Annotated in this window: 28 protein-coding genes and 1 tRNA gene; 14 read left to right on the top strand and 15 right to left on the bottom strand. The window is 68.6% G+C overall.

The window, feature by feature from the left end; genetic code table 11:
- Window positions 1-26 precede the first annotated feature (26 nt).
- Window positions 27-524, bottom strand: a complete 498-nt coding sequence (locus LDO26_RS10300; RefSeq protein ID WP_232131005.1) for an OmpA family protein — start codon at window positions 522-524, stop codon at window positions 27-29.
- A 191-nt stretch (window positions 525-715) separates the two neighbouring features.
- Entirely contained in the window at window positions 716-1,579 is an 864-nt protein-coding gene (gene ygfZ / locus LDO26_RS10295; RefSeq protein ID WP_232131004.1) for a CAF17-like 4Fe-4S cluster assembly/insertion protein YgfZ, read from the bottom strand.
- A gap of 25 nt (window positions 1,580-1,604) precedes the next feature.
- On the opposite strand from ygfZ, the gene LDO26_RS10290 reads away from it, so the two are divergent.
- The 9 genes from LDO26_RS10290 to lolD all read left to right on the top strand — a co-directional run bounded on the left by LDO26_RS10290 (window position 1,605) and on the right by lolD (window position 8,322).
- Window positions 1,605-1,772 (top strand): DUF1674 domain-containing protein, encoded by a 168-nt coding sequence (locus tag LDO26_RS10290; protein WP_232131003.1) that lies wholly within the window; start codon window positions 1,605-1,607, stop codon window positions 1,770-1,772.
- Window positions 1,773-1,853: 81 nt separating this feature from the next.
- Window positions 1,854-2,243 (top strand): succinate dehydrogenase, cytochrome b556 subunit, encoded by a 390-nt coding sequence (gene sdhC, locus LDO26_RS10285; RefSeq protein ID WP_232131002.1) that lies wholly within the window; start codon window positions 1,854-1,856, stop codon window positions 2,241-2,243.
- Window positions 2,240-2,659 (top strand): succinate dehydrogenase, hydrophobic membrane anchor protein, encoded by a 420-nt coding sequence (gene sdhD, locus LDO26_RS10280; protein WP_232131001.1) that lies wholly within the window; start codon window positions 2,240-2,242, stop codon window positions 2,657-2,659. Before sdhC ends, sdhD begins: the two co-directional genes overlap by 4 nt.
- A 7-nt stretch (window positions 2,660-2,666) precedes the next feature.
- The gene (gene sdhA / locus LDO26_RS10275) at window positions 2,667-4,457 is read left to right on the top strand and encodes a succinate dehydrogenase flavoprotein subunit (RefSeq protein WP_232131000.1); all 1,791 of its coding nucleotides are present in this window, start codon (window positions 2,667-2,669) and stop codon (window positions 4,455-4,457) included.
- 106 nt (window positions 4,458-4,563) lie between these two features.
- On the top strand, window positions 4,564-5,349 hold the full coding sequence (locus LDO26_RS10270; protein WP_232130999.1) for a succinate dehydrogenase iron-sulfur subunit: 786 nt from the start codon (window positions 4,564-4,566) through the stop codon (window positions 5,347-5,349).
- Window positions 5,350-5,623: 274 nt separating this feature from the next.
- Entirely contained in the window at window positions 5,624-5,884 is a 261-nt protein-coding gene (locus tag LDO26_RS10265) for an FAD assembly factor SdhE (RefSeq protein ID WP_232130998.1), read from the top strand.
- Window positions 5,835-6,287 carry a protein YgfX gene (locus LDO26_RS10260; protein WP_232130997.1) on the top strand — a complete coding sequence of 151 codons (453 nt, stop codon included), beginning with the start codon at window positions 5,835-5,837 and terminating at the stop codon, window positions 6,285-6,287. The genes LDO26_RS10265 and LDO26_RS10260 overlap by 50 nt, the downstream gene beginning before the upstream one ends.
- Window positions 6,288-6,371: 84 nt before the next feature.
- Window positions 6,372-7,613 (top strand): lipoprotein-releasing ABC transporter permease subunit, encoded by a 1,242-nt coding sequence (locus tag LDO26_RS10255; RefSeq protein ID WP_232130996.1) that lies wholly within the window; start codon window positions 6,372-6,374, stop codon window positions 7,611-7,613.
- Window positions 7,606-8,322: a lipoprotein-releasing ABC transporter ATP-binding protein LolD gene (gene lolD / locus LDO26_RS10250; protein WP_232130995.1), complete on the top strand. Its 717-nt coding sequence runs from the start codon at window positions 7,606-7,608 to the stop codon at window positions 8,320-8,322. The genes LDO26_RS10255 and lolD overlap by 8 nt, the downstream gene beginning before the upstream one ends.
- A 101-nt stretch (window positions 8,323-8,423) precedes the next feature.
- On the opposite strand, the gene LDO26_RS10245 is transcribed toward lolD, so the two are convergent.
- The 7 genes from LDO26_RS10245 to LDO26_RS10215 all read right to left on the bottom strand — a co-directional run bounded on the left by LDO26_RS10245 (window position 8,424) and on the right by LDO26_RS10215 (window position 13,946).
- Complete coding sequence (locus tag LDO26_RS10245; RefSeq protein WP_232131100.1) at window positions 8,424-9,299, bottom strand: DMT family transporter; 876 nt, start codon at window positions 9,297-9,299, stop codon at window positions 8,424-8,426.
- 44 nt (window positions 9,300-9,343) lie between these two features.
- Window positions 9,344-10,381 carry a UDP-N-acetylmuramate dehydrogenase gene (murB, locus tag LDO26_RS10240; RefSeq protein ID WP_232130994.1) on the bottom strand — a complete coding sequence of 346 codons (1,038 nt, stop codon included), beginning with the start codon at window positions 10,379-10,381 and terminating at the stop codon, window positions 9,344-9,346.
- 7 nt (window positions 10,382-10,388) lie between these two features.
- Window positions 10,389-11,441, bottom strand: a complete 1,053-nt coding sequence (locus LDO26_RS10235; protein ID WP_232130993.1) for a quinone-dependent dihydroorotate dehydrogenase — start codon at window positions 11,439-11,441, stop codon at window positions 10,389-10,391.
- 1 nt (window position 11,442) lies between these two features.
- Complete coding sequence (locus LDO26_RS10230) at window positions 11,443-11,724, bottom strand: DUF4190 domain-containing protein (RefSeq protein WP_232130992.1); 282 nt, start codon at window positions 11,722-11,724, stop codon at window positions 11,443-11,445.
- A gap of 164 nt (window positions 11,725-11,888) precedes the next feature.
- On the bottom strand, window positions 11,889-12,203 hold the full coding sequence (locus tag LDO26_RS10225) for a DUF4190 domain-containing protein (protein WP_232130991.1): 315 nt from the start codon (window positions 12,201-12,203) through the stop codon (window positions 11,889-11,891).
- Window positions 12,204-12,216: 13 nt separating this feature from the next.
- Complete coding sequence (gene amaB, locus LDO26_RS10220; protein ID WP_232130990.1) at window positions 12,217-13,752, bottom strand: L-piperidine-6-carboxylate dehydrogenase; 1,536 nt, start codon at window positions 13,750-13,752, stop codon at window positions 12,217-12,219.
- 117 nt (window positions 13,753-13,869) lie between these two features.
- A tRNA-Arg gene (locus tag LDO26_RS10215) sits at window positions 13,870-13,946 on the bottom strand.
- 294 nt (window positions 13,947-14,240) lie between these two features.
- Between LDO26_RS10215 and LDO26_RS10210 the strand changes: the two genes are divergently transcribed.
- From LDO26_RS10210 to LDO26_RS10200, 3 genes are all read left to right on the top strand, one after another.
- The gene (locus LDO26_RS10210) at window positions 14,241-14,885 is read left to right on the top strand and encodes an SH3 domain-containing protein (RefSeq protein ID WP_232130989.1); all 645 of its coding nucleotides are present in this window, start codon (window positions 14,241-14,243) and stop codon (window positions 14,883-14,885) included.
- Window positions 14,886-14,977: 92 nt separating this feature from the next.
- Entirely contained in the window at window positions 14,978-15,724 is a 747-nt protein-coding gene (locus LDO26_RS10205; protein WP_232130988.1) for a PadR family transcriptional regulator, read from the top strand.
- The gene (locus LDO26_RS10200) at window positions 15,721-16,473 is read left to right on the top strand and encodes a siderophore-interacting protein (RefSeq protein ID WP_232130987.1); all 753 of its coding nucleotides are present in this window, start codon (window positions 15,721-15,723) and stop codon (window positions 16,471-16,473) included. The genes LDO26_RS10205 and LDO26_RS10200 overlap by 4 nt, the downstream gene beginning before the upstream one ends.
- 134 nt (window positions 16,474-16,607) lie before the next feature.
- Here the strand turns inward: LDO26_RS10200 and LDO26_RS10195 are convergent, their stop codons facing one another.
- Window positions 16,608-17,534, bottom strand: a complete 927-nt coding sequence (locus LDO26_RS10195; RefSeq protein ID WP_232130986.1) for an NAD-dependent epimerase/dehydratase family protein — start codon at window positions 17,532-17,534, stop codon at window positions 16,608-16,610.
- Between the two features lie 315 nt (window positions 17,535-17,849).
- Between LDO26_RS10195 and LDO26_RS10190 the strand changes: the two genes are divergently transcribed.
- Window positions 17,850-18,533: a type 1 glutamine amidotransferase domain-containing protein gene (locus LDO26_RS10190; RefSeq protein WP_232130985.1), complete on the top strand. Its 684-nt coding sequence runs from the start codon at window positions 17,850-17,852 to the stop codon at window positions 18,531-18,533.
- Window positions 18,534-18,576: 43 nt separating this feature from the next.
- Here LDO26_RS10190 and LDO26_RS10185 read toward each other — a convergent pair whose 3' ends face one another.
- The 5 genes from LDO26_RS10185 to LDO26_RS10165 all read right to left on the bottom strand — a co-directional run bounded on the left by LDO26_RS10185 (window position 18,577) and on the right by LDO26_RS10165 (window position 25,329).
- Complete coding sequence (locus LDO26_RS10185) at window positions 18,577-19,656, bottom strand: saccharopine dehydrogenase family protein (RefSeq protein ID WP_232130984.1); 1,080 nt, start codon at window positions 19,654-19,656, stop codon at window positions 18,577-18,579.
- Window positions 19,657-19,660: 4 nt separating this feature from the next.
- Window positions 19,661-20,701 (bottom strand): aldehyde dehydrogenase family protein, encoded by a 1,041-nt coding sequence (locus tag LDO26_RS10180; RefSeq protein WP_232130983.1) that lies wholly within the window; start codon window positions 20,699-20,701, stop codon window positions 19,661-19,663.
- A gap of 184 nt (window positions 20,702-20,885) precedes the next feature.
- Entirely contained in the window at window positions 20,886-21,893 is a 1,008-nt protein-coding gene (locus LDO26_RS10175; protein WP_232130982.1) for a hypothetical protein, read from the bottom strand.
- Window positions 21,894-22,127: 234 nt separating this feature from the next.
- Complete coding sequence (locus tag LDO26_RS10170) at window positions 22,128-22,958, bottom strand: alpha/beta fold hydrolase (protein ID WP_232130981.1); 831 nt, start codon at window positions 22,956-22,958, stop codon at window positions 22,128-22,130.
- Between the two features lie 289 nt (window positions 22,959-23,247).
- Window positions 23,248-25,329 (bottom strand): TonB-dependent siderophore receptor, encoded by a 2,082-nt coding sequence (locus LDO26_RS10165; protein ID WP_232130980.1) that lies wholly within the window; start codon window positions 25,327-25,329, stop codon window positions 23,248-23,250.
- A 56-nt stretch (window positions 25,330-25,385) separates the two neighbouring features.
- Between LDO26_RS10165 and LDO26_RS10160 the strand changes: the two genes are divergently transcribed.
- Window positions 25,386-26,630 carry an ABC transporter substrate-binding protein gene (locus tag LDO26_RS10160; protein ID WP_232130979.1) on the top strand — a complete coding sequence of 415 codons (1,245 nt, stop codon included), beginning with the start codon at window positions 25,386-25,388 and terminating at the stop codon, window positions 26,628-26,630.
- The last annotated feature ends 10 nt before the right edge of the window (window positions 26,631-26,640 follow it).

The raw sequence follows: 26,640 nt of genomic DNA, 5'->3' as shown, positions 1-26,640 counted from the left end.
GCCGCCGGTGCCCGGGGGAGCCGGGGTCAGTCGGCGAACTGCACCCGGACCTCGACGCGCCGGTTCGGCGCCAGGCAGGCGACCAGCGCCTGGCGAGGGGTGTCGTCGCAGGTCACGATCGGTTCGACGTCGCCGCGGCCCACCGCGGTGATGCGCTCGGCCGGTACGCCACGCTCGACCAGATAGCTGCGCACCGCCTCGGCACGCTGGTTCGACAGGCGCAGGTTGGCCTGCGGGTTGCCGATGCGGTCGCTGTGGCCGATCACGTGCACGACCTCCAGCGGCCGGCCGTCCGCGAGCCGGGCGGCCAGCGCGTCCAGCTCGGCACGGCCCTCAGGCCCGATGTCGCGGATGCCGGCCTTGCCGAACGCGAACAGGCCGTCGGCGCCCAACCGCTCCACCTGGGTACGCGGCTCCGGGGCCGGGGCCGGTTCGGGCTCGGGTTGCGGCGTGGATGCGCAGGCGCCAAGCAGCAATGCGGCCGCCAGGGCCGTGGGCAACGCGACAGATACGCTCTTGTTCATGATGTCCCCTTCGACGCGTGTTGGACCATGGGCACCCGCCCGATGGTGTTGAACCCCAAGGAACGCGGGCCGGTTCTCGGCCCTGCGTCGACATCCCCCTGATGCGCTTGCGCCCTGTCGTGGCCGGAGCATAGCAGTGGAGGACGACGACCATGCAACGGGCCGCCCGGTTGCGCCAGGCGGCGCGACGATCAGCGCGCCAGGCCGTCGCGCAGGGGACGCAGGACTGCCGGCTGGCCGGCCACCGCGAGGTCCGCGGCCGGATCGAGATCCTGCGCGAGCACCGCAAGGTGCAGGGTGCCGGCGCTGCATACCAGCTTGCCGGCGACGCGCTCGCCCAGCAGCACGTCGCTGCCCGGTTCCGGCGTCGCCGCGGACTCGAGCGCGAACAGGCCGCGCTTGGCCTGGCCAAGGAAATGCGTGCGCGCGACGATCTCCTGTCCGGGATAGCAGCCCTTCCTGATGCTGTAGGCACGCAGCCGTTCGAGCGAGAGCTGCTGTGGCGTCCATTGCTCGCGCTGGCTGGCCGGCAGCCGCGGCAGGCCGTACTCGAGGTCGGCGTGGCGCCATTGCGCGGCGAAGTCGGCCGATTCCGGGGCGCAAGGGCCGCCATCGACGATGCGCAGCGTCCGCGGCGAGCCGGGGTCGCCGAAATCGATCTCGATCGCGTCCCCGTCCATCGCGGCCAGTGCGCTGCCGGCGGCCGCGCCGGGCGCGTGCATGCCGCCGGCGATCATTGCGTCGGGCACGCTGATGCGCAGCTTGCTGCGAAAGACGAAGCGTTGCAGCGATGCGGCGAATGCGTCGGCTACCGCGTCCAGCAGCACCAGGTCGATGCGTTCGCCATGCACGCGCAGCAGCGCGAAGATCGCGACGACGCGGCCCTTGGGCGTCAGCCACGCGCTCCAGTGCCAGTGTCCGTCGGCGAGGGCGGTCACGTCGCTGGTGAACTGCGCCTGCGCGAACGCGACCGCGTCGCGGCCTTCCAGGCGCACGCAATGCGCGCCGGGAACGGCGAAAAAAGCGGCAACGGGTAATTCCAGCTTGTCGGACATGGGTGCGGGACTTAAACTTGAACGGATGATCAACCCGGACATCATAGGCGACGACGTCGCGGTGCCGCGGTCGGAGCCGGCGGAAACGCCGGTTCCGGCACCGGAACCCGGGGTCGAGGTCGGCGGCCGCGACGGCCTCGACCCGACGCGCTATGGCGACTGGGAAAAGAACGGTCGTTGTATCGATTTTTGATTTCACGGCCGCGTCGCGCGCCGCGATCGGCCCATTCCAGCCACGCGGCACGCAGCCGCCAGCGAGGAGACCAGCACAGCGATGGCAAACCGCGAACGTCCCTTGTCACCGCATCTGCAGGTCTACCGGCCCCAGATCACCACGGTGATGTCGATCCTCCACCGCATCACCGGCATCGCGATCGCCGTCGGTGCCTTCGGCCTGGTCTGGTGGCTGCTTGCCGTCGCCGCGGGCGGCGAGGCCTATGCCAGCGTTTCGGCCTGCCTGGCCTCGCCGCTGGGCAAGCTGGTGCTCGCCGCGTTCTCGCTGGCCCTGGTCTACCACCTGCTCAACGGCATCCGCCACCTGCTGTGGGACGCGGGCTGGGGCTTCGAACTGCCGGAGGTCTACCGCTCCGGCTATACCGTGTTCGCGCTCGGCTTCGTGCTGACCGCCGCGATCTGGTTCATTGCATTGCGGGGTGGCGCATGAGCGAGACCAAGACACCCGAGGGCGCGGTGCGTCCGCGCGATTTCCGTACCCCGGTGGGTCGCGCCCGCGGCCTCGGCTCGGGCAAGACCGGTACCGGCCACTTCTGGTGGCAGCGGGTCACCGCGGTGGCGCTGGTGCCGCTGGTCGCCTGGTTCGTCGGCACCCTGGTGTCGCTGGTCGGCGCCGACCTGGCCACGGTGCAGGCGGTGCTCGCGCGTCCGTTCAACGCGATCACCTTCTCGCTGTTCGCGATCGCGCTGTTCTGGCACGCCAAGCTCGGCCTGCAGGTCGTGATCGAGGACTACATCCACCAGCGTGCTGTCGAGGTCGCGCTGCAACTGCTCGTCACGTTCGCCTGTGCCTTCGGCGCGCTGGCGTCGCTGTACGCGATCGCGCGCATCGCACTGCTGGGCTGAGAACTCCATGACCAACGCTTACAAGATCACCGAACACAAGTACGACATGATCGTCGTCGGCGCCGGCGGCGCCGGCCTGCGCGCGACCTTCGGCCTGGCCCACAAGGGCCTGCAGACGGCGTGCCTGACCAAGGTGTTTCCGACCCGCTCGCACACCGTCGCGGCGCAGGGCGGCATCTCCGCCGCGCTCGGCAACATGGGCGAGGACGACTGGCGCTTCCATTTCTACGACACCATCAAGGGCTCGGACTGGCTGGGCGACCAGGACGCGATCCAGTACATGTGCCGCGAGGCGATCCCCGCGATCATCGAACTCGAGCACCAGGGCGTGCCGTTCTCGCGCACCGACGAGGGCAAGATCTACCAGCGCCCGTTCGGCGGCATGACCACGCACTACGGCAAGGGCATCGCCCAGCGTACCTGTGCCGCCGCCGACCGCACCGGCCACGCGATCCTGCACACGCTCTACCAGCAGTCGCTGGCGCACGACGCGCGCTTCTTCATCGAGTACTTCGCGCTCGACTTGATCATGGACGAGGAGGGCGCCTGCAAGGGCGTGCTCGCGCTCGACATGGCCGAGGGCACGCTGCACCTGTTCCGCGCCCAGGGCGTGGTGCTGGCGACCGGCGGCTACGGCCGCGCGTACTTCTCCGCGACCTCGGCCCACACCTGCACCGGCGACGGCGGCGGCATGGCGCTGCGCGCGGGCCTGGGCCTGCAGGACATGGAGTTCGTGCAGTTCCACCCGACCGGCATCTACGGCGCCGGCTGCCTGATCACCGAGGGCGTGCGCGGCGAAGGCGGCATCCTGCGCAATGCGCAGGGCGAGCGCTTCATGGAGCGCTACGCGCCCAACGCCAAGGACCTCGCCTCGCGCGACGTGGTCAGCCGCTCGATGACGATGGAGATCCGCGAGGGCCGCGGCGTCGGCGACCACCAGGACCACATCTACCTCGACCTGACCCACCTCGACCCGAAGGACATCCACGAGAAACTGCCCGGCATCGCCGAGAGCGCGCGGATCTTCGCCGGCGTCGACGTCGAGACCCAGCCGATCCCCGTGATCCCGACCGTCCACTACAACATGGGCGGCATCCCGACCAATTACCACGGCGAAGTCGTGCAGCTGAAGAACGGCGACCCGGATGCGGTGGTCCCGGGCCTGTACGCGATCGGCGAGGCCGCATGCGTATCGGTGCACGGCGCCAACCGCCTCGGCTCCAACTCGCTGCTCGACCTGGTCGTGTTCGGCCGCGCGGTCGCCAACCGCTGCGCCGAGACCATCACCCCGAACGCGCGCCACAAGCCGCTCGCATCCGACGCCTGCGACAAGGCGCTGGCCAACCTCGACGCGCTGCGCCATGCCAACGGCGGCACGCCGACGGCGGTGATCCGCGACCGCATGCAGCGCACGATGCAGAACGACGCCGCGGTGTTCCGCACCAGCAAGACCCTGGCCGAGGGCGTGGAGAAGATCCGCGAGATCCACGCCTCGTTCGCCGACGTCAAGGTCAGCGACCGCTCGCTGGTCTGGAACTCGGACCTGATCGAGACGATGGAACTGCAGAACCTGCTGGGCCAGGCACTGGCGACGATCGTCTCGGCCGAGAACCGCAAGGAGTCCCGCGGCGCGCATGCGCAGGAGGACTACCCCGAGCGCGACGACGTGAACTGGCAGAAGCACACCCTGTGCTGGGTGGACGGGGCCGGCAACACCACGATCGATTACCGCCCGGTGCACATGTACACGCTCGACGATGAAGTCGAGATCGTGCCGCCGAAAGCACGCGTTTATTGACAGCCGTCATTGGTGATTCGTGATTGGTGATTCGCAAATGCAGACGTTTCGCGCATCCCCGCTCTTTCGAATCACGAATCACTAATTACGAATCACGGACTCATCCATGGCCGAATTCACCCTCCCGAAGAACTCCAAGGTGCAGAAGGGCCGGCACTTCCCGGCCGCGCAGGATGCCAAGCGCACCCGTACCTTCAAGGTCTACCGCTGGAATCCGGAGGACGGCCGCAACCCGTCGACCGACACCTACGAGGTCGATCTCGACAAGTGCGGCCCGATGGTTCTCGACGCGCTGATCAAGATCAAGAACGAGATCGACCCGACGCTGACCTTCCGCCGTTCCTGCCGCGAGGGCATCTGCGGTTCGTGCGCGATGAACATCGACGGCACCAACACGCTGGCCTGCACCCGCGCGATCGACGACTGCAAGAAGTCCGAGGTGCCGATCTACCCGCTGCCGCACATGGAAGTGGTCAAGGACCTGGTCCCCGACCTGACCCATTTCTACGCGCAGTACGCGTCGATCCAGCCGTGGCTGCGCACGCAGACGCCGGCGCCGCCGGACCGCGAGCGCCTGCAGTCCAAGGAAGACCGCGCCAAGCTGGACGGCCTGTACGAGTGCATCCTGTGCGCCTGCTGCACCACCAGCTGCCCGAGCTACTGGTGGAACGGCGACCGCTACCTCGGCCCGGCCGTGCTGCTGCAGGCCTACCGCTGGATCATCGACAGCCGCGACGAGGACACCGGCAAGCGCCTGGACGATCTGGAAGATCCGTTCAAGCTCTATCGCTGCCACACGATCATGAACTGCGCACGGACCTGTCCGAAGGGCCTGAACCCGGCCAAGGCGATCGGCGAGATCAAGCGGCTGATGCTGGCCCGCCAGGGCTGAGAGGCTGAGAGTCAATCGCTCGCCTACTGCGACCGCCGCCGAGCGCCCGTGACGGCGGCGCGCCGGGCGAAAACTGCGGTCATTTGGCTCGCCAAACTCCCTTGCTTTCACCCGGCACGCCTTGCCACGGACGCCCGGCGACACTCTCGCTACGGCGTTCGATCGACTCTCAACCTCCGAGCATCCGGCCACGGATGGACGGGCAGGGCGCCCCGAAGTCCGTGGACCTGCGCCACGGACGGCCGCTGGATTCTGATTCTGGAGCGAAGCCGGGATGACCGACAGTCACGACAACGACGCCGAACTCGGCCGGCTGCGCTGGCGCAGCCGCCGCGGCATGCGCGAGCTCGACCGGCTGCTGGAACGCTGGCTCGACCGGCGCTGGGCGGTCGCGCCCGAATCCGAACGCGGGCTTTTCCGACAGCTGCTCGATTGCGAGGACGATAAGCTCTGGCTCTGGTTCCTCGGCCACGAGCACCCGCAAGATGCCGACCTCGACGCGCTCGTCCAGTCCATCCGCGCACTGCCGCCTTGAGTGGCGGCCATCTCGCCTGGCAGGCGCGGCACTGTCGCTGCTGACGCTGGCCGCCGTCGCATCGATCTTCGCCTCGGAGATGCCGCGGCCCGTGGCCTGGCCGCTCGCGGCCGTCGTCGTGCTGCACGGCCTCCACCTGCTGCGGCGCGAACTGCGTCGACCGCCGCGCGTGCTGGTGGCCGACGGCGCGGCCGGACGCTGGCATCTGGACGGCGCAGCGCTCGACGATGCGCAGCTGCGCTGGCGCGGTCCGCTGGCGCGCCTGGCGTGGCGCGATGCGGCCGGCAGGCGCCACGCGCTGCTGTGGTGGCCCGACACCCTGCCGCCGGCGCGACGACGTGAACTGCGACTGGCCGCATCGGCATTCCCGACGCCACCGCGACCGGGAACGATGGCACCATAGCCATCCCTCGGCTTCAGCCCTTGCGGGGCCTCCCGCGCGACGCGCCGGCGTCCCCGCGACCGCCGCCGCGTCCTCGACCTGCCCATGCTCAGACCCATCCCCGCGGCCATCGGCCTGCGCTACCTGCGCGCCAAGCGGCGCAACGGCTTCATTTCCTTCATCTCGCTGGCGTCGATCCTCGGCATCGCCATCGGCGTGACCGTGCTGATCACCACGCTGGCGGTGATGAGCGGTTTCCAGAAGGAGATCCGCGACCGCATGCTGGGGATGGTCGCGCATGCGACGATCAGCGCCGACGGCGACACGATGCAGAACTGGGCCCGCGCGGTCGATGTCGCGCGCCAGGATCCGCGCATCGCCGGCGCGGCCCCCTACATCGACACCCAGGCGCTGTTGCGCGGCGTGCGCAACGAGCCGGCGGCGATCCGCGCAGTCTCGCCCGAGGACGAGGAGAGCGTGTCCGACCTCGGCACGGCCATGGTCGAGGGCGCCCTGTCGGACCTGCAGCCGGGCAGCTTCAACATCGTGCTCGGCCGCGAGCTGGCGCTGTGGCTCGGGGTGCACGTGGGCGACAGCGTGATCGTCACCACCGATTTCCAGGTCACGCCGATGGGCGCGGTGCCGCAGCTCAAGCGCTTCACCGTCAGCGGCATCTTCGAGGCCGGCTACCAGGATTTCGACCGGCGTCTGGCCGTGGTCAACCTCAACGACGCGCAGCGGCTGCTGCGGGTCGGCGAGGGGGTCACCGGCGTGCGCCTGAAGCTGCACGACATGGACCGCGCCTGGGACGTCGCGCGCGACCTGGCGATGCGGCTCGGCGGCAGCTACATGGTCAGCGACTGGAGCCGCGAGAACGCCAACATGTTCCGGGCGCTGAAGCTGGAGAAGACCATGATCGGCATCCTGCTGTCGCTGATCATCGTCATGGGATCGTTCAACCTGGTCGCCTCGCAGGTCAGCCTGGTGACCGACAAGCAGGCCGACATCGCGATCCTGCGCACGCTCGGGTTGACGCCGGGCGGGGTGATGCAGGTGTTCATGGTCCAGGGCACGATGATCGGCGTCATCGGCACCGTGCTGGGCATCACCGGCGGGCTGCTGCTGACCTTCAACCTCGAGCACATCCTGCGCGGCATCGAGCGCCTGTTCGGCGTCGTGCTGATGCCCGAGGACGTCTATTACGTGACCGGACTGCCGATCGACCTGCAGGTCAGCGACGTGGTGATGATCGCCAGCGTCGCGCTGGTGATGGCGTTCCTGGCGACGATCTATCCCGCGTGGCGTGCCGCGCGCACCGCGCCGGCGGAGGCGCTGCGCTATGAGTGAGACGATGACGAGCGATGCCGGTGTGGTGCTCGCGGCCGAGGGCCTGGGCAAGACCTATGCCGAAGGTAAGCTGCATACGCCGGTGTTCGACGGCCTGGACTTCGAGGTCCGCGCCGGCGAGACGGTGGCGATCCTGGGCGCGTCCGGCGCCGGCAAGAGCACGCTGCTGCACCTGCTGGGCGGTCTCGATGTCCCGACCTCGGGCGAGGTGTTCGTGTCCGGGCAGAAGATGAGCGCACTGTCGAACGCGGCGCGCGGCACATTGCGCAATCGCGCACTCGGCTTCGTCTACCAGTTCCACCACCTGCTGCCCGAGTTCACCGCGCTGGAGAACGTGATGCTGCCGGCACTGCTCAACGGCGCCAGCGACGCCGACGCCACGGAGCGCGCGCAGGGCCTGCTGGAGTCGGTCGGCCTTGGCCATCGTCTCGCGCACAAGCCGGGCGAACTGTCGGGCGGCGAACGCCAGCGCGCCGCGGTTGCGCGTGCGCTGGTCAACAAACCGGCCTGCGTGCTCGGCGACGAGCCCACTGGCAATCTCGACGAGCGCACAGCGGCGACGGTGTTCGAACAGATGCTCGAACTCAACCGCGCCCAGCGCACCAGCCTGGTGCTGGTCACCCACGACCGCCGCCTCGCGCGCAAGCTCGACCGGGTCATGGAACTGCACCAAGGCAAGCTGCGCGAGATCCCGAAAAGCGACGTGTAGGGCGAGAGGCCTGCTCGGCCTCTACGTGGTGTCGACGAACGGCCGCAGGTCGGGGCCACGCCCCCCGACGCGCGCGATGTCCGGGAAAACCGGGCCCCGCGCTACTCGCCCGGCTTCGCCGCCTCGACCGGTGCGTTGGTCGCGGCCTTGCGCGACAGCCGCGCCTCGCGGTGGGCGATGTAGGCGTTGGCGGCGAGGATGATCGTCGCGCCGGCCAGGGTCCAGCGGTCGATGACCTCGCCGAACAGCGCCCAGCCCAGCGCCACCACGACCGGCAGCTGCATGAAGCTGATCGGGGTCAGCGCCGAGACATCGCCGAGCTTCAGGGCCCGGGTCCACAGCATGTGGCCGCCGGTGCCGAAGATGCCGGTCGCCACGACCCACAGCCAGGTGATGCCGCTCGGCCACTGCCAGACCCACAGCGCCGGCAGCATCGACATGGGCACCCACAGCAGCGTGGTCCAGATGACGATGCGGTCCGCGGGTTCCACCTTGGCCAGCAGTTTGATCTGGATCGAGACGATGCCGCTGAGCACCGCCGCGGCGACCGCCACCAGCATGCCGGCCGAGAACGCGCTCGACCACGGCCGCAGGATCACCAGAACGCCGACGAAGCCGAGCGCGACCGCGGTCCAGCGCCGTGCACGGACCTGCTCGTGCAGGATGAACACCGCGGCGATGGTGACGAAGATCGGCGTCGAGTACGACAGCGACACCGCCTGCGCCAGCGGCAGGTGGCCGATCGCCCAGAAGCCGCAAAACATCGACACCACGCCGACGAAGCAGCGGAACAGGTAGCGCGGGAACTGGTCGGTCTTCAGGAAGCCGATGCCGCGCCCGGCGCGCAGCAGCAGCGGCAGCGCCACCAGCATGCCGAAGAAGTTGCGGAAGAACGCGACCTCGAAGGTATGCAGGGTCTCGGAGGCCAGGCGGATGGCGATGACCATCAGCGCGAACAGCATCGTGCTGCCGAGCATCAGCAGCGCGGCGCGGGCATGCTGGCTGCGTGGCGGCTGCGGCGTCACCACGTCGCACCGACGATGCGCGGTTCCGGTTCCAGCGCGACGCCGAAGCGCGCCTGCACCGAGCCGGCGATGCGTCGTGCCAGCGCCAGCAGCTCGGCGCCGCTGGCGCCGCCATGGTTGACCAGCACCAGCGCGTGCCCGGGGGCCACGCCCGCGTCGCCGTCGCGGTGGCCCTTCCAGCCGCATTGGTCGATCAGCCACGCGGCCGAGAGCTTCTGCCGGCCATCGGCCGTGGCGAACACCGGCATGGCCGGGTGCTCGGCGCGCAGGGCCGCGGCGGTCGCGGCGGGCACGACGGGATTCTTGAAGAAGCTGCCGGCATTGCCGATGCGCGCCGGGTCTGGCAGCTTGCTGCGGCGGATGTCGATGACCGCGTCGGCGACGTCGCGCGACGTCGGCCGGGCGATGCCGCGCGCCTGCAGCGCGTCGCGCAGGCCGGCGTAGTCCAGTACCGGTGCGGCGGAGCGCGCCAGCGCGAATTCGACCGCGGTGACCAGATAGCGGTCGGGCTGCCGCTTGAACAGGCTGTCGCGGTAGCCGAAGCGGCAGGCCGCGGCGTCGAGGCGGACCGCTTCGCGCGTGTTCCGGTCGAACGCCTCGACCGCGACGATGCGCTCGCCGACTTCGACGCCGTAGGCGCCGATGTTCTGGATAGGCGCGGCGCCGACGGTGCCCGGGATCAGGGCCAGGTTCTCCAGTCCGCCCAGGCCCTGCGCCAGGGTCCACAGCACGAATCCGTGCCATGCGTTGCCGGCGGCGGCGCGCACGACCGCGCCGTCGCCATCGTCGGCGATGATGGCGCGGCGGTCGTCGGTGATCGCCAGCACGTCGCCCGGCGCGTCGCCGGCGAACAGCAGGTTGCTGCCGCCGCCGATCACCAGCAGCGCCGTGCCGTCGTCGGGCAGGGCGGCGATGACGGCCGGCAGGGTGGCGATGTCGCCGACCTCCAGCAGCCGCCGCGCCGTCGCGTGGACGGCAAAGCTGTTGCGGGCGGTCAGGTCGACCGGTGCGGTCACGCGGCAGGGAAACGGCATCGTCGGCTCAAAGCACCGGCACGCCGCCACGGCTCGGCGCCTCGCGGCGCCGACGGATCGCCTCGACGCATTCCCCGACCAGCTTCGGTCCGCGGTAGACGAGGCCGGAATAGAGCTGCACCAGCGATGCGCCCGCTGCCATCTTCTTGACCGCATCGGCGCCCGACAGCACGCCGCCGACGCCGACCAGCGGAATGTCGTCGTCGAGCCGCGTGCGCAGCCTGCGCAGCACGGTGGTCGACTTGTTCATCAACGGCGCACCGGACAGGCCACCGGTTTCCCTGGCCAGCGGCGCGCCCTGCACGTTGATGCGCGAGACCGTGGTGTTGGTGGCGATGACGCCGTCGACGCGCAGGTCCGACAGCACCCGCGCGGCGGCCTCGATGTCGTCGTCGGACAGGTCCGGCGCCACCTTGACCAGCAGCGGCACGCGGCGGCCGTGCTGCGCGGCCAGACGCTCCTGCGCCTCGCGCAGGCTGCCGACCAGGCGCCGCAGCGACTGCTCCTCCTGCAGCTCGCGCAGGCCCGCGGTATTGGGCGAGGAGATGTTGACGGTGACGTAGTCGGCCAGCGGATACACGCGCTCCAGGCAGAACAGGTAGTCGTCCACGGCGGTGTCGTTGGGCGTGTCCTTGTTCTTGCCGATGTTGATGCCGAGCACGCCGCGGCGTTTCGCGCGGCGCACGTTCGCCACCAGCGCGTCGACGCCGAGGTTGTTGAAGCCGAGGCGGTTGATCAGCGCCTGCTCGCGCGGCAGCCGGAACATGCGCGGCCTGGGATTGCCGGGCTGCGGCCGCGGGGTCACCGTGCCGATTTCGACGAAGCCGAAACCGAGTGCGAACAGCGCATCGATGTGCGCGCCGTTCTTGTCCAGGCCGGCGGCCAGCCCGACCGGATTGGGGAAGCGCAACCCGAAGGCCTCGGTGGGCAACGGGGCGGGGCGCCGGGCGAGCAGCGGCACCAGGTGGGCGCCCTGCAGCAGGTCCAGTGCCCGCAGCGTCACGTCATGCGCGCGCTCGGCATCGAGACGGAACAGCAGCGGGCGTACCAGGCCATACATGTCAGCCGGCGGACGCCAGTGCGACCAGGCCGCCGAAGAACAGGACGAATACGAGCAGAGCGACCACGCCGAGCGCCAGCGCGGCATAGCCGAGGACCAGCCCGGCCAGCGCCAGGCCGTCGCCCTCGATGCGGTCGGGCGCGCGGCGGATTTCCGCACGCGCCATGTGCCCGGTGACGATGGCGACCACGGTGCCGATCAGCGGCAGCAGGGTCCAGCCCAGGATGCCGAACACCAGGCTGACGACGGCGAGGGTGCTGGTCTGTCGGAGCGGAAGGTTCATGGAAATCTGGCCTCTGGTCGATGACTGCGGCAATGCGCCCGCAGCCGGACACGAGGTGCCGGTGCAGGCGGCAGGCGACTCCATGCCGGCGGAGGGGGGAGAGCGGTCGCGACACCCCGTATGGTGCCGACCGGGCGATTATTCCAGAACATTGCCCGCAACGGTCAGCGCCAGGCCGAGTATCCGCTGCCAAGGGACGCGAACTTCAGCAGCCACAGCACGAACGCACCCGCCAGCAGCCAGAAGACGAAGGATGCGTAGCCCAGCGCGAGCCCGACGACCGCCATGCCGCTGCTGCCAGGCGCGTCGGGCAGCCGGCGGAGGGCGGCGCGCGCCATGTGCCCGGTGACCACCGCCACGATGCCGCCCAGCAGCGGCAGGCCGACCCAGCCCAGCAGGCCGAACACCAGGCTGGCGACCGCCAGGCGACTGGTCGCCGATGGCGCACTGGCGGTCGGACCCGCCGGCCGGTCGTCCACGGCGTCGCCCCGGTTACAGGTCGAACTTGATGCCCTGGGCCAGCGGCAGCGCGTCCGAGTAGTTGATCGTGTTGGTCTGGCGGCGCATGTAGGCGCGCCACGCGTCGGAGCCGGACTCGCGGCCGCCGCCGGTTTCCTTCTCGCCGCCGAAGGCGCCGCCGATCTCCGCCCCCGAGGTGCCGATGTTGACGTTGGCGATGCCGCAGTCCGAACCCCAGGCCGACAGGAACTGCTCGGAGGCGCGCAGGTCGGTGGTGAACAGCGACGACGACAGGCCCTGCGGCACGTCGTTCTGCATGTCGATCGCGTCGTCGAGTTCGGCGTACTTCATCACGTAGAGGATCGGCGCGAAGGTCTCGGTCTGCACGACCTCGGCATCGTTGCTCAGGCCGCTGACCAGCGCCGGCAGCACGAAGTTGCCCTTGCGGTCGTCGAGCGCGCGGCCACCGCTCTCGATCGTGCCGCCGCTGGCCCGGGCCTTGGCGATCGCGTCCAGATAGGCCTGCACGCCCTCGCGGCTGTTGAGCGGGCCCATCAGGTTGGCGGGGTCGGTCGGGTCGCCGATCTTTTTCTCGACCTGCGCGTAGGCGGTCTTCAACTTGCCCAGCACCTCGTCGTAGATCGACTCGTGCACGAACAGTCGGCGCGTCGTGGTGCAGCGCTGGCCGGCGGTGCCGACCGCGCCGAACACGATTGCCGGGATCGCCAGCTTCAGGTCGGCGGTGGGGTCGACGATGATCGCGTTGTTGCCGCCGAGCTCCAGCAGCGAGCGGCCCATGCGCCGGGCGACGCGCTCGCCGACGTGACGGCCGACCCTGGTCGAGCCGGTGAAGCTGACCAGCGCGACGCGCCTGTCGTCGACGAAGGCCTGCGCCAGGTCCGAGCCGGCGTCGTTGAACAGGAAGAACAGGTCGGGGAAACCGGCCTCGGCCAGCGCCTCGTTGCAGATCTTCATCGACGCGATCGCCGACAGCGGGGTCTTCGGCGACGGCTTCCAGATCGAGATGTTGCCGCAGACCGCGGCGACGAGGCTGTTCCAGGCCCAGACCGCGACCGGGAAGTTGAACGCGCTGATGATGCCGACGATGCCCAGCGGGTGCCACTGCTCGTACATGCGGTGGCCCGGGCGCTCGGAGTGCATGGTCAGGCCGTAGAGCTGGCGCGACAGGCCGACGGCGAATTCGCCGATGTCGATCATCTCCTGCACCTCGCCGTCGCCTTCCGGCTTGGACTTGCCCATCTCCAGGGCGACCAGCGAACCCAGCGCATCCTTGTGCCGGCGCAGCGCATCGGCGCACAGGCGCACGGCCTCGCCGCGGCGCGGGGCCGGGGTCCTGCGCCAGACTTTGAACGCGGCCTGCGCGCGTTCGACGATCAGGTCGTAGTCGGCCTGCGACGTCGCCTGCACGCGTGCGAGCACCTCGCCGTCGGTCGGGTTCACCGGTTCCAGCACGCCGGCGCCGGTCGCCTTCGACCATTCGCCGTTGCCGAGATAGGTGCCCGATTCGTTGCCCGACAGGCCGAGTGCGGTGAGGACAGGGTGGGTCATCGCTGGAAACTCCTTGTGAGCGCTGGCAGCCGGCCAGGCGGCCGGCAACGCGCGGGGAATGGGACGCGACGCGGCGGGAAACAACGGAGGGACTCCGCCGGCGGGGTGTCGCGGAACTGGCGACCCCGGCACGATTCGAACGTGCGACCTTCCCCTTAGGAGGGGGATGCTCTATCCAGCTGAGCTACGGGGCCATGCAGCCTGCGATTTTCGCATGGCGCGGCCGGTTTGCCCAAGCTTTGCGATCCGGGAGCCGGTCCGGAATGGCGCATGCCCAGGGCTGTCGCGGCCCTGCCAGGGCGTTGCCGCCGGCGACGGCACGCGGACGGCGGTGTTCGGACGGTATCGCCGCGCCCGCCGGCCGGCGCCTGGCGGGCGCCGGGGTTTGCCGGCCGTCAAGGCAGGCTGAAAGGCTTCGCCGACGCGGGTCAACCATCCGTGCCGGATACCCGTTGTCCGGCGGGAAGCGGATGCAAAGGCGCATCCGCATGCAGATCGGGATGACCGCCATGAAAAGAACGCTGACTGCCACGCTGCTTGCCTTGGGCCTGTTGTCCCTGCCCGTGATGGCTTCGGCCGCCACCACGGCCTGGACCAACGCCGCCGTCAATCTCCGTACCGGCCCGGCCGCCGACTATCCCCGCATCCTGACCTTGCGTGCCGGCCAGCCGGTCGAGGTGTACGGCTGCATCAACGACTGGTCGTGGTGCGATGTTTCCCAGGCGAACAACCGCGGCTGGGTCTCGGCCGCATTCCTGGACTACGACACCGGCGGCAGGCGTATCGCGCTCAGCAGCTACGGCGCGCGCTCCGGTCTGGCGGTGCTGGACTTCGTCATCGGCACCTACTGGGAGCGGCATTACCGCAACACGTCCTGGTACGGCCAGCGCAGTCATTACGAGCAGCGCCATCCGCAACACGCCGGTGGCGTCCCGAGGGCCGGCAAGACGCCCCCACGATCCTCGAACGGGACGACCGGCGCCCCCCGGCCGACGGCACCGTCCACCGGCCGGACGGGGACTCCGCAGGCAGGCCGGCGGCCGCAGAAGGACGGGGCCCAGGGCAAGGGAAGCGGCAACGCCCACGACAGGCAGGATGACGGCCACCGCGCCGCCGTGCGTCGCCCGCGCTGAACGTGGCCGGACCAGGCTGGGCCGGTATCGTGATGACTGTTTACAGATAGCATCTAAAGATATATCTTTCACTCCAACGGAATCATCTTCCAATGGAGGCTTCAATGTTCATCAATCGATTCGATCCGGACGGAATGCGTCGCCGACCTCGAGGCGAACGCGACGTACACCCCCGACCCGGAAACCGGTCCGGCGCCGCTCGTGCATCGGACGGCCCCGACCACGGTCGCCGCGGTGGCAGGCGCGATGCCGAAATGCATGGTGCCGCGCGCAGCCAGGGATCCTCGCCGCGCACGGGCGGCGGTCGTCACGGTGGCGGCCGCGGGGGACGCGGCGGCAGGGGCGGTGGTCGCGTCTTCGGCCAGGGCGATCTCCGGCTGATCGTCCTGCACCTGATCGCGCAGTCGCCGCGCCACGGATACGAACTCATCAAGGCCATCGAGGAAGGCTTCGGCGGCCAGTACGCGCCCAGCGCCGGCGCGATCTATCCGACCCTGTCCCTGCTGGAGGAACAGGACCTGATCGAACCCTTCAGCGAGTCGCCGGACCGCAAGAAGCGCTACCGGATCACCGCGACCGGCCAGGCATGGCTCGACGACAATCGTGCGGTCGTCGACGGCGTGGCTGCCCGCATGCGCATGGCGGCCCGCGCCATGGCCGGCGAAGCCCCGCCCGAACGGGTCGTCCAGGCCATGCACACGCTCAAGCACGCCCTGTTGCTGCGACGCGGGCCATGGTCCGACGCCGAGGTGGAGCGGGTTGCACGGCTGCTCCAGACGGCTGCCGATGCGATCGTCGACGCGCCGGAAACGACGCCGGCGGACGGCCTGCGGCCATGAGCGCGTTGCACGAGATCCGCCGCGTCCGCCACGAACTGGTGCGGCGCGAACTGACGGTGCTGCGCACGCAGCACCTGTCCCCGCACTATCTGCGCGTGACCTTCGGCGGTCAGGCCCTGGCCGGCTTCACCAGCCTGGGCTTCGACGACCACGTGAAACTGTTCTTCCCGGATCCGGCCGACCCGCAGGGCGAACCGTCCATGCGCGACTACACGCCGCGCCGTTACGACGCGCAACGCCAGGAACTGGAGATCGACTTCGTCCTGCACGGCCACGGCCCGGCGGCCAGCTGGGCGGCCCGGGCCAGCGTTGGCCAGACGCTGGTCCTCGGCGGGCCGCGCGGGTCCAACGTGATTCCCGCGGACTTCGCCGTGAACGTCCTGGTCGGCGATGCCACCGCCTGGCCGGCCATCTCGCGCCGGCTGGAGGAGTTGCCGGCCGAGGCGGGCGCCTGGGTGATCGTCGACCTGGGCGAAGTCGCCGACACCTTGCCATTCCGCTCACGCGCCGACGTGCACATCCAGTGGCTGCATGGCGACACGGCCACGTCCGGCGAGCGGCTCGTCGCAGCCGTCGCGGCGCTGCCGCTGCCGGATGCCGACACCCATTTCTGGGCGGCGGGCGAGACCACGGCCATGCGCCAGGTCCGCCCGGCTTTCGTCGCCCGCGGCGGGCCCAAGGCCTGGATCAAGGCCGCAGGCTACTGGCGTCGGGGCGCCGCCGGCGCGCATGAAACGATCGAGGAATGAGGGGCCATCGCCGGGAGTGTCGATGGCGGAAATCTTCCGGGCTGCAGGATCGAGGCGGGAGCCCGAGGTATGCACCGGAAGCCTAGAATCCGTGCGGGCGTGTTGCGTCAGCCTGCGAGTCCTCACATGCCGCGTCATGGCGCGCTTTGGTGTACCCGATCGATGCCCTCGCGATAGCCGGTCACCTCGAACCGGGGGAAGCGCTGCTTGAACTTGCCCGAATCGAAGAGGTTGTCCTGCTCATAACGGGGAAGCAGTTCGCGGATTTCCCGGACTTCGCTGGAAAACAGGCCAGCCCCGATCAGCGCCCACTTGCCGAGGACGCGGTACGCCACAGGCTTGCCGAACGCCTCGCAGGCCATGGTGACGAACTCCCTGTAGGTCGGCCGATCGTCATTGCAGGGCAGGTGCCAGGTCTGCCCGAAGGCATCAGGCGTGTTGCCAAGCGTGGCCAGCCCGCGGCTGGCGTCCGGCGTCCAGATCAGCGTGCGCCGGACATCGTCGCGCACCGGAACCAGCGGCTTTCGGCCGGCCCGCAATCGGTCGGTGACCAGTGCATTGGTGAAGCTCTGGGTCTTGCCGGGACCATAGAACTCGGGCGCACGGGCGATCAGCACCGGAATCTCGCCGCGCGCCATTTCCGCCAGCACCATCTCCGCCATGTGCGCTCGCACCTTGCCCTTGCGTCCGACCGGCGCGAATGGCGTGTCCTCGGTCTGCAGCCGCGCATCCTGCGGATACATGTAGGTGTTGTCGAAGTACGCGAAGGCCGCGCCAACGGATCGAGCGGCATCCAGCGCGTTCCTGAGCATCGTCGGGAACTGCGCCTCCCACAGGCGCGTGTCCGGCGGCAGCCCGGCGGTGAAATAGACGATGCGGCTGCCAGCGACGGCAGCCGCGGTCTGGTCGGCATCGAGCAGGTCGGCCGACATCAGCGTGTCGGCCTCGTCGACCTTGCGCGGATTTCGGCTGACCAGCCGCAGCGTGTCGGTGTGCTCGCGGCGCAGCGCACGCGCCAGCTCGGTGGCGATCTGGCCGTTCGCGCCCAATATGGTCTGCATGGTGGCGATTCCTGTGGATGTTCGATGGTGCAGTGCGTGGGCTTATGGGCAGGCCGCTGAATGCCATGCCCGGAGGCGGGCATGCTGCCGTGTCGAATGGCCGGATGTGGTGCGTGCGATGCGACGACCGGCAGCCTGCACGATATCGTTGCGGGGTCTGCAAACTGTATCCTTCAAGTCAACTTGAAGGTCAACACATCCCCGGACCAACGGATCGATCGGTGACCTGATGCGACGAGTGCCGCCTTGACCCTCAACCCGGATTGACCCTTAAAGTACCGGTCGAGTGACCGTCCGCAATACGGGAAGCCCGAGATGGCCCGTCGCATCCTGCACGTCGTCAGCAACGTGGCCCATTACGACGATCCATCCCATCCGACCGGGTTGTGGCTGTCGGAGCTGACCCACGCCTGGGATGTGTTCGAAGCGCGTGGCTTCCAGCAGCAGTTGGTCAGCCCGAAGGGCGGCCACACGCCGCTGGAGCCGCGGGCGTTGAAGTGGCCGCTGCTCGACGCCTCGGCCAAAGCGTGGCTGGCCGACCCTTCGCGGATGGAACTGCTCGATCGCACCGCCAGGCCCGGGGACATCGACCCGGCCGATTTCGATGCGATCTACTTTACCGGCGGCCACGCCGTCATGTGGGATTTCCCGGACAGCGAGCCGCTGCAGGGCATCACCCGCGAGCTCTTCGAGCGCGACCGCATCGTCTCCGCCGTCTGCCATGGCTACTGCGGCCTGCTCAACACCCGCCTGTCCGACGGGACGCTGCTGGTGGCCGGACGCCGTCTCACCGGGTTCTCGTGGCGGGAGGAAATCCTCGCCGGCGTTGCGAAGGCGATGCCGTACAACGCGGAAGAACAGATGAAGCGCCGTGGCGCCCTGTACGAGAAAGGGCTGCTGCCGTTCGTTGCCCATGTCGTTGCGGACGGGCGGCTGGTGACGGGGCAGAACCCCGGGTCGGCCAGGAAGACAGCGGAGCGCGTGGCCGCGCTGCTGTGATCGCGGCAGGGATCTCTCTTGCCAGCACGGAGCGTCGCGGGCGTCAGCTGATCTGCAGCGGCCCTGAACCCGGTAAGCCGGTGATCAAGGATGGGCCGACGAGGCGGGCAGGTGTGTAAGCGCCTCCTGCGGGCCTTGTCGCCATCAGCTGGGCGACGACGGCAAGCGCGCCGTCGATCGTGAGGCTGTAGCCGTTGGCCGTTCGGATGCGCGCCGTCTTTCGTTCTCCCCGGGCGTTGGTCGCCTCGCCCCAGACGTAGGTGGGCATGCGTGCGCGCTGTTCGTCGCTTGGCCCCTTGACCGTCCGGGCGATGCGCGCCTTGATCAGCCGCTGTACCCAGGACCACCCCAGAATCGGTCGCACGAGGTTGGCGCGCCTGGCGTAGGCGATCGTCCGGGGCGAGGCCGGCACGAACACCTCGATGTTCGGAATGCCGGTCGTGTGGTACGCGGTCGCAACATCGCCCCAGGGGATGGTCATGGCTTCTTTCTCGCCATCGCCGAAGTCGATGCAGCGGACCTCGTAGGCCAGCGGCACGGTGACGATCCTGCCGTCGCGACGCACCTTGCCGCCCTGTGCCATGCCCTCGACCGAGGTCTTGGCGGTGCCGGGCGAGAAGCCCGAGCGCGAGTCGAAACCCAACGCGAGATGGGTGGCGTCGGGCAATGCAGCCTTGAGTGCGGCGGCAACGCAATCTGTGGGGATGACATCGAAGCCCACGCCGGAGCAAAGCACGATGCCCGCGTCTTGCGCGCGTCCGTTCAAGGACTGCGCCAGCTCCAGCACGGCGATCTCCCCGGTGATGTCCAGGTAATGCGCCCGGGCACTCAGGCAGGCTTCCATCATCGGCGCGGCGGTGGCCGAGAAAGGGCCGGCGCAGTTCAGTACCAATGCGTTGCCTTCGACCTGTTCGACCACTGCGGCAGGGTCGTCCATGCCGAACACGCGGGCTTCGAGACCAAGCGTTGACGCCAGCGCCTCGATGGTCTCGCGGTTGCGACCGGCCAATACGGGCCTGAGCCCACGTCGCGCGGCCTCGCGCGCGATCAGTGTGCCGGTATAGCCGTTGGCACCGTAGATCATCCATGGCATCGGCGTTGAGGCGCTACTGGCTTCAGCCAAGGACCTACTCCTTGTCCCGCGTCGGCCCGGGGGTGGGCATGTCGGCTTCGTCCATGCCGAGCTGCAGTTCCGACAAGACACGCTTGGCATTGGCGGCGCAGTCCATGTCGGCGGGCTTGGCTTCGATCTGGTCGAGCAGTTCGACCAGCTGCGCCTTGCTCCGCGCAAGCCGCTCCTGCAATGCTTCGATTTCCTGCACCTTGCGCTGCAGCGTGCCGACCAGTGTTTCGTGCTCCCAGGACGCCATGTCGGTCGGCAGCAGCGTGGCCAGCTCATCCAGGCTGAAGCCGGCCTTCTGCCCGGTCGTGATCAGCTGGAGCACCAGCACGGCATCGTCCGGATAGCTGCGGTAGCCATTGGCCTGCCGCTGGACGGTTTTCAGCAGGCCGATGCGCTCGTAGAAGCGGATGCGCGAAGGCGCAAGGCCGGTGCGCTTGGCGAGTTCTCCGATCTTCATCATGGCGATATCGTCAGCTTTGCTTGCGGCTGGGGCCGCGGTTTGCCAAGGGTCAATGCGATGGCGATGTCGGCAAGTCGGCCGAATGGAGCACGCATCGTGCTGGAAAGTTTCCAGCGGCCCTGCACGAAGACGCCCCTGGCATGGCTCATCGCGCGGAATCCTTCGACGCCATGATACGCCCCATGCCGCTGGGGCCGACGCCGCCGAGTTGCCCGACGTGGTCCGTACCAGCAGTCGGGCGCAATCGTCGTCCTCGGCGCCGAAATAATAGAGCGCCAGCGGATGCGGCCTTGCATTGACGTAGGCGATGACCTCGTCGATGTCGCGGCAGGTGCGCACCGGCAGGATGGGGCCGAAGATTTCCTCCTGCATCAGCGCGGCATCGTCGTCCAGGCCGACGACCAGCATCGGCATCAGCGTTCGTGGGTGACGAAGGCCGGAAGCGGAGGGCGGCATCGCGTCGACGACCTTCGCGCCGCTGCTGCGCGCCTTCTTGATCAATCCGCACGGCCGCTGGTGGTGGGCATCGCTGACGATGCTGGCGTAGTCGCCGCTGGCCAGGCGGTCGATGTCCGAAGTCGGCACTCACCGCCTCCTCCAGCGTTTCGCGGTGCGCCAACACTGCGACACGCAGCCGCGCGAGTCGCGCCTTGCGCAGGCGCAAGCCGGGCGGCCCGTCATCAAGGAAGGCGCTGCGCTGACGCTCGAGCAGCGCGCTCATGGGCGTGCCGGGATCGACGGTGGTCATGTGCCTTCTCCAGCTGCCGGCTCAGGGTGCCGACTGCGCGGACGCAGCGGGCGCCAACAACTCGGGGGCGTACAGCGCAGCCTGGAAATCAGGGACGTACTCGTACCTGACCATCCTTCCCAGATCCAGCGATTCGATGAAGCGCGAAAAACTTCCATCGGTCAGTGTCAGTTCGACCGTATCGGAACTGGAGGTGCTGGCGTGCCGGAGCTGACGGGAGACCGAGTAGCCGGTGGTGGGTCGCCCATCGTGGTCGACGTTGGTGAAGCTGTTCCTGATCAGGCTTTCCTTGCTGGAAGACACGTCCAGGGCGCGGGTCTGCATGGTCACGTCCAGCTTGCCGGTTTCGCTGTCGAAGATCTCCACGACCACGGTGTCGCCGTCGTCGCGATAGTTGATCTTCGTGAGCCACTTGGGCAGGTTGTAACCGACCACGCCGCGCACGCGAGCCAGTTCGGTATCCACCGGCATCTTCAGCACATGGCCCCAGAAATCGTTGGCGCGGGATTGGGCCGCCAGCGAGAACGGTCCCCAGCCACGCGCGCCGGGCCGGGTGGTGACGACGGACAGTCCGATCTCGTTGTAGCTGTCGTTGTCGCAATACTCGTAAGCGTAGGCGGTGAGCGCGACCAGCCCGCGGCCGGGCCACACCTGCAGCGGCTGCACTTCTTCCAGCACCCCTTCAGGCATCAGTTCGCGCAGCCGGGCCAGATCGGCGGTGTAGATGGCGGTGACGCGGCTGTTCCGGTAGTAGAAGTTGGGCGACCAGCTTTCAAAGCCCATGTCCACCTTCTGCTTCTCGAGGCCCCGGAACCAGCTGAGGTCGACGTCGGGCGCCTCGGTGGCAATCACGGACAGCGGCGGGTTGGAGCGGAAGCGGTCGTACAAGCCGCCTTTCACGACAGGCACGTCGTGCCCGCCGATCCTGATCGTCGTGGTGTCGGCTGGGGGCGGTGTGGCACCCCAGGCCGTGCCGGCACCGGCGAGAAGCGCCAAGCCAAGCGCAAGGGCGTGCAGGGTCTTGTTCATCAGCATCAGTCCTATCGGTGTGGAGTAGCGTGTGTTGGAAGAGCCCGGTATGGCGTCCTTCCTCAGCGCATTGCGACACGGTAGGATTGAAGTTGACTTTAAGGTCAAGCCTTGTTCTGGCGGCTGGCGAGCCTTGCATTCGGCAGGCAGTCGATTGCGGTCCAGCCTCCAGGAGGAGGGTCCGACTCGACCGGCGGAACCCCAGGGTCAGCCGGCCAAGGGAAGGGACTGGCTTCAGCTTTCCAGGAAGGCCAGCAGATCGGCGTTGACCTGGTCCGCATGCGTGGTCGGGATGCCATGCGGTGCGCCCTTGTATGTGTTCAGGGTGCCGTTCTGAACCAGCTTTGCCGACAGCACGCCCGAAGCCTCGTAGGGCACCACCTGGTCGTCATCGCCGTGGATGACCAGCACCGGGATGCCGATGCCCTTCAGGTCCTCGGTGAAGTCGGTCTGCGAGAACGCGACGATGCCGTCGTACTGCGCCTTGGCGCTACCCATCATTCCCTGCCGCCACCAGTTCCAGATGATGCCTTCAGAAGGTTTCGCGCCGGACCGGTTGTAGCCGTAGAAGGGACCGGCCGGAACGTCGTAATAGAACTGCGCGCGGTTGGCCGCGACCTGCGCCTGGAAATCGTCGAAGACCTCCTTCGGCGTACCCCCGGGGTTGCTGTCGGTCTTGACCATCAGCGGCGGCACGGCGCTGATGAGCACCGCCTTCGACACCTTGTCCTGGCCGTGTCGCGCGATGTAACGCACCACCTGGCCGCCACCGGTCGAATGGCCGACGTGCATGGCGCCCCGGGTGCCCAGCTTCTCGACCACCGCCGCCACGTCATCGGCGTAGTGGTCCATGTCGTGCCCGTCCCAGACCTGGCTGGAACGGCCATGGCCGCGCCGGTCATGTGCGACCACGCGGTAGCCCTTGTTCACGAAGAACAGCATCTGCGCGTCCCAGTCGTCGGACGTCAGCGGCCAGCCGTGATGGAAGTGGATGACCTTGGCATCGCGTGGGCCCCAGTCCTTGTAGAAGATCTCGACCCCGTCGTTCGTTGTCACGTACCCCATGGGAATGTCTCCTGTGCGTTGGATGGTTGTCGATTCCCCTGACCATCGACGGGTACAGCCCTGATTTCGATCCGGAACTGCGCCGATCGCCTGGGCGCGACGCCGGGCACATTGAGCCTACCCGGTACCGCGTTGCCGGAATGTAGGTTTGAAGTCGACTTGAAGGTCAAGGCCTGCACGCAACGTCAGAGACGTCGAAGCCCCTCGGTACTGTCCGGATTAGGGATGTTTATCGGGGGTAGGGCAGGTCCGCTTCCGACCCGAAGCGGACGTCGGGGACGATGTCAGATCACCATCGCTTGGTCAGCGTTACCCGCGCTGTCCGCGGCGCCTGCGGATAGATCTGCGAGAAGCCACCGGTGATGAAGTAGCGCCGGTCGGTGACGTTGTCGACGTTGAGCAGCAGTTCCAATCCGTCGCCGAAGGTGTAGCGTGCATTGAGGTCCAGTCGCGTATAGCCGGGCAGCATGAAACTGTTGGCCGTCGTCGCGGCCTGTTCGCTTGCATGGAACACGCCGCCACCGAGGGTCAGGCCAGCCAGCGTCCCGTCGAAGGTCCACGAGGTCCACACGCTGGCCTGGTGCCGGGGCACGCCGGCCAGCCGGTTGCCGAGCAGGAACGCGTCGGTATCCTCGGCAATCGTCGCGTCCGAGTAGGCGTAGGACGCCATAAGCGTCCAAGGATCGACCGGGCGCGCCGACACTTCCGCCTCGAGGCCGCGCACGCGCAGCTCGCCGGTCTGCACGACGAGATTCCAGTCGACAGGATCGGCCACCACCGCGTCGCGCTTGCGCAGGTCGAACGCGGCGAACGTGGCCTCCATGCGCCCGTCGAGCAGCAGCGACTTGATGCCCACCTCGATCTGGTCGCCGCGGGTCGGCTTGGGCGTGATGCCGCTTTCGAGCAGGCCGGCGTCGGCCTCGTTGCGGAACGAGCGCGCCCAGCTCGCGTAGAGCGACAGATCCGGCGTGACCAGGAAGGTCAGACCCGCGCGAGGCGAGAACGGCGAGTCCTTGCGCACGATCGCCGGGTCGATGCCGCCGGTGTAGAACGACTCGGTCTGCGTGTGCTCGAAGCGCCCGCCCAGCAGCAGGCGCCAGCGTTGCCAGGCCAGCTCGTCCTGCAGATAGAGCGCCCGCGTGCGGTAGGCGTAGCGGCTGTCGCCGGTGGATTCGTAGGTGTCCGGGCGTCCGGTCGGCACGGGATCGAGGAGGTCGATCGGCTGGCCGTAGGCGATGCGGCCATCGAGGAACTGCAGCCGATCGTCGACGTGTTCTGCACCGATCAGCACATTGTGGTGGAGCGCGCCGGTGTCGAAGGCGCCGTACAGCTCGGCCTGCAGGGTCACGTCGCGTTGACGCTCGTGGTAGCTCACGAAGTTGCGGTTGACCGTGTTGCCGTCGAGTGCGGGGAAGCCGTAGTTGAAGAACTCCTCGCGCGGCACGTCGACATCGGAGACGAAGCCGCCCACACGCACGCGCCAATCGCGCGCCAGTTGCCGGTTGAACTCCGCGCCCACGGCCCACTGCTGCTTCTCGATGCGCATGAACTCCTCGCCGAAGTTGCGGCCCAGCGGCAGCTCGAGGAAGCGCGGACTGTTGCCGAGTCCGCGATCGAAGGCGGCATCGCGGTCTAGATATTCCGCACGCAGCAGCACACTGGTGTCGGCATCGGGACGCCAGTCGATGACCGGCGCGACGTATAGCTGCCGGTTGTCGATGCCGTCGCGGAAGCTTCCGGCGTCCTCGTAGCCGAGATTGAAACGGCCGAGCAGGCTGCCGTCTCCGCGCAGTGGCGCGTTGAGGTCAAGGCCGGCACGCGCGTAGTCGTAGGCGCCGGCGGTGAACGAGGCGACATGGGCCGCGCTTTCCTGGGGGCGCTTGGACACGAAGTTGATCACGCCGCCGGGTTCGAAGCGGCCGTAGAGCGCCGACGCCGGTCCCTTGAGCACCTCGATGCTGTCGACGCCCTGCAGGTCGATCTCCGGCTGCGACACGCTCTGGCGGAAGCCGTCGCGCAGGGTACTCACGGCCTGGAAGCCGCGGATGCGGAAACGCTGGTTGCCCGAGAAGCCGATGGTCCGCTGTACGCCGCTGACTGTTTCCGCGGCCTCGCCGATGTTGGACACGTTGCGCAGGTCCAGCAGCTCGCGCGGCACGATGTTGACCGCGAACGGCGTTTCCAGCACCGGCGCGCCGGTCTTGGTCGCCGTCTCGCCCGGGATGCGGCCGATGCGCCGGCCGTAGACCGTGATCGCGTCGAGTTCGGTGGCGGCCGTTGAAGTGTCGCCGGGCGTGGACGAACGGGCGTCGATCGGCCCGGCCATGACGACGATGCCGGTCGCGACTGCGAGCGGAAGCAGCTTGAGCATATGGATTCCCTTTGAATTGATATAACATAACATTCAATTAATCCGGGGGCGGAACGATGTGCAATGCGCAATGCGGCGGAACCTGTGATCGCAGCCATCCGTGGCTTGCCAGAACGCTGCTGCTCGCGGCATCCGTGCTTGTGGCGGTGGGTCTTGCGGCCTGTGGCCCTGGATCGACCGATGTCGGCGATCGCGCCGTGTCCGACAGCGGTGGCATCGCGATCCCGCTGCGGTATGCCCGTTATCTCGAACTCGTCCGGCACGAGGGATTCATCGTCGCTCGCTTGCAGGCGCCGGTCGCCGATCAGGGCGGTGCGCGCGCACCGCAGTCGGACACGCTGGTCCTGGTGCCCGAAGCCGACGAGGCGCCGGCACTCACCGGTGCGCTGCGGGGCGCGACGATCGTGCGCACGCCGGTGCGGACGATCGCGGCCAACAACGGCGTCGACGAGGCCTTCCTGTCCGCGCTCGGTGTCGCCGACCGTCTGGTCGCCGTAGGCGGCCTGACGTCGTTCGACAACACCACACGCCGTCGTGCCAAGGCAGGCGAGATCGCCCAGGTCGGCTACAACTGGCACGCGCCACCGAACCTCGACGTGCTGATCGCACGACAGCCGGACGTTTTTCTGATGCGCCTGTCCGATCTCGCGCAGACGCCGGTGCTGCAGCGCGCCCGCGCGCTCGGGTTGACCGTGGTGCCGACGTTCGCGGAGGAGGAGACGAGCTATCTGGGCCGTGCGGAATGGATCCGCTTCTTCGGTCTGCTGACGGGCACCGATGCGCGCGCGCAGGCGCTGTTCGACGAGATCGAAGGGAACGTCGCGGCGCTGAAGGCGCAGGTCGCGGACCAGCCCAGCCCCGGCGTGCTCTGGGCCTACCCCGCAGGCGCGGATCGCTGGGTGGCGACGGTGCGGGGTGCCGAGGCGGCGTACATCGCCGACGCCGGCGGGATCAATCTGATGGCGCAGCCCGAGGACCCGGCGCGCTGGTCGTCGGAGACCGTGTCGAGCGAGGCGCTGCTGCCGCTGGCAGCGCGCACGGACCTGTGGCTGATCGGCGACCTGCATGCCGCACCGCCCCGAGGCCGCGCGGTGCTCGACGCATTTCCCGCCTGGCGAGAGGGCAGGCTGTACGGCAACACCGGCCGCAGCCTCCTCGACGAGAATGTGCACGACTGGTACCAGACGGCCGTCGTCCGTCCCGATTGGGTGCTCGGCGACTTCGTGAAGATGCTGCATCCCCAGCTGCGCCCCGAACCGTTCCGCTTCCTCAAGCCGCTGCCGCAGGATCGCTACCAGTGAGTGCGCCTGC

Origin of the sequence: Proluteimonas luteida (assembly GCF_021191695.1) — a bacterium.
GTDB lineage: Bacteria > Pseudomonadota > Gammaproteobacteria > Xanthomonadales > Xanthomonadaceae > Luteimonas > Luteimonas luteida.
This window is presented reverse-complemented; position numbering and strand designations above follow the sequence as displayed.

Bases quoted from the DNA above. Each gene is read 5' to 3' on its own strand.
- LDO26_RS10300 (WP_232131005.1), bottom strand. From the start codon at position 524: ATGAACAAGAGCGTATCTGTCGCGTTGCCCACGGCCCTGGCGGCCGCA.
- ygfZ (WP_232131004.1), bottom strand. From the start codon at position 1,579: ATGTCCGACAAGCTGGAATTACCCGTTGCCGCTTTTTTCGCCGTTCCC.
- LDO26_RS10290 (WP_232131003.1), top strand. From the start codon at position 1,605: ATGATCAACCCGGACATCATAGGCGACGACGTCGCGGTGCCGCGGTCG.
- sdhC (WP_232131002.1), top strand. From the start codon at position 1,854: ATGGCAAACCGCGAACGTCCCTTGTCACCGCATCTGCAGGTCTACCGG.
- sdhD (WP_232131001.1), top strand. From the start codon at position 2,240: ATGAGCGAGACCAAGACACCCGAGGGCGCGGTGCGTCCGCGCGATTTC.
- sdhA (WP_232131000.1), top strand. From the start codon at position 2,667: ATGACCAACGCTTACAAGATCACCGAACACAAGTACGACATGATCGTC.
- LDO26_RS10270 (WP_232130999.1), top strand. From the start codon at position 4,564: ATGGCCGAATTCACCCTCCCGAAGAACTCCAAGGTGCAGAAGGGCCGG.
- LDO26_RS10265 (WP_232130998.1), top strand. From the start codon at position 5,624: ATGACCGACAGTCACGACAACGACGCCGAACTCGGCCGGCTGCGCTGG.
- LDO26_RS10260 (WP_232130997.1), top strand. From the start codon at position 5,835: ATGCCGACCTCGACGCGCTCGTCCAGTCCATCCGCGCACTGCCGCCTT.
- LDO26_RS10255 (WP_232130996.1), top strand. From the start codon at position 6,372: ATGCTCAGACCCATCCCCGCGGCCATCGGCCTGCGCTACCTGCGCGCC.
- lolD (WP_232130995.1), top strand. From the start codon at position 7,606: ATGAGTGAGACGATGACGAGCGATGCCGGTGTGGTGCTCGCGGCCGAG.
- LDO26_RS10245 (WP_232131100.1), bottom strand. From the start codon at position 9,299: ATGCTCGGCAGCACGATGCTGTTCGCGCTGATGGTCATCGCCATCCGC.
- murB (WP_232130994.1), bottom strand. From the start codon at position 10,381: ATGCCGTTTCCCTGCCGCGTGACCGCACCGGTCGACCTGACCGCCCGC.
- LDO26_RS10235 (WP_232130993.1), bottom strand. From the start codon at position 11,441: ATGTATGGCCTGGTACGCCCGCTGCTGTTCCGTCTCGATGCCGAGCGC.
- LDO26_RS10230 (WP_232130992.1), bottom strand. From the start codon at position 11,724: ATGAACCTTCCGCTCCGACAGACCAGCACCCTCGCCGTCGTCAGCCTG.
- amaB (WP_232130990.1), bottom strand. From the start codon at position 13,752: ATGACCCACCCTGTCCTCACCGCACTCGGCCTGTCGGGCAACGAATCG.
- LDO26_RS10210 (WP_232130989.1), top strand. From the start codon at position 14,241: ATGCAGATCGGGATGACCGCCATGAAAAGAACGCTGACTGCCACGCTG.
- LDO26_RS10205 (WP_232130988.1), top strand. From the start codon at position 14,978: ATGGAGGCTTCAATGTTCATCAATCGATTCGATCCGGACGGAATGCGT.
- LDO26_RS10200 (WP_232130987.1), top strand. From the start codon at position 15,721: ATGAGCGCGTTGCACGAGATCCGCCGCGTCCGCCACGAACTGGTGCGG.
- LDO26_RS10195 (WP_232130986.1), bottom strand. From the start codon at position 17,534: ATGCAGACCATATTGGGCGCGAACGGCCAGATCGCCACCGAGCTGGCG.
- LDO26_RS10190 (WP_232130985.1), top strand. From the start codon at position 17,850: ATGGCCCGTCGCATCCTGCACGTCGTCAGCAACGTGGCCCATTACGAC.
- LDO26_RS10175 (WP_232130982.1), bottom strand. From the start codon at position 21,893: ATGAACAAGACCCTGCACGCCCTTGCGCTTGGCTTGGCGCTTCTCGCC.
- LDO26_RS10170 (WP_232130981.1), bottom strand. From the start codon at position 22,958: ATGGGGTACGTGACAACGAACGACGGGGTCGAGATCTTCTACAAGGAC.
- LDO26_RS10165 (WP_232130980.1), bottom strand. From the start codon at position 25,329: ATGCTCAAGCTGCTTCCGCTCGCAGTCGCGACCGGCATCGTCGTCATG.
- LDO26_RS10160 (WP_232130979.1), top strand. From the start codon at position 25,386: ATGTGCAATGCGCAATGCGGCGGAACCTGTGATCGCAGCCATCCGTGG.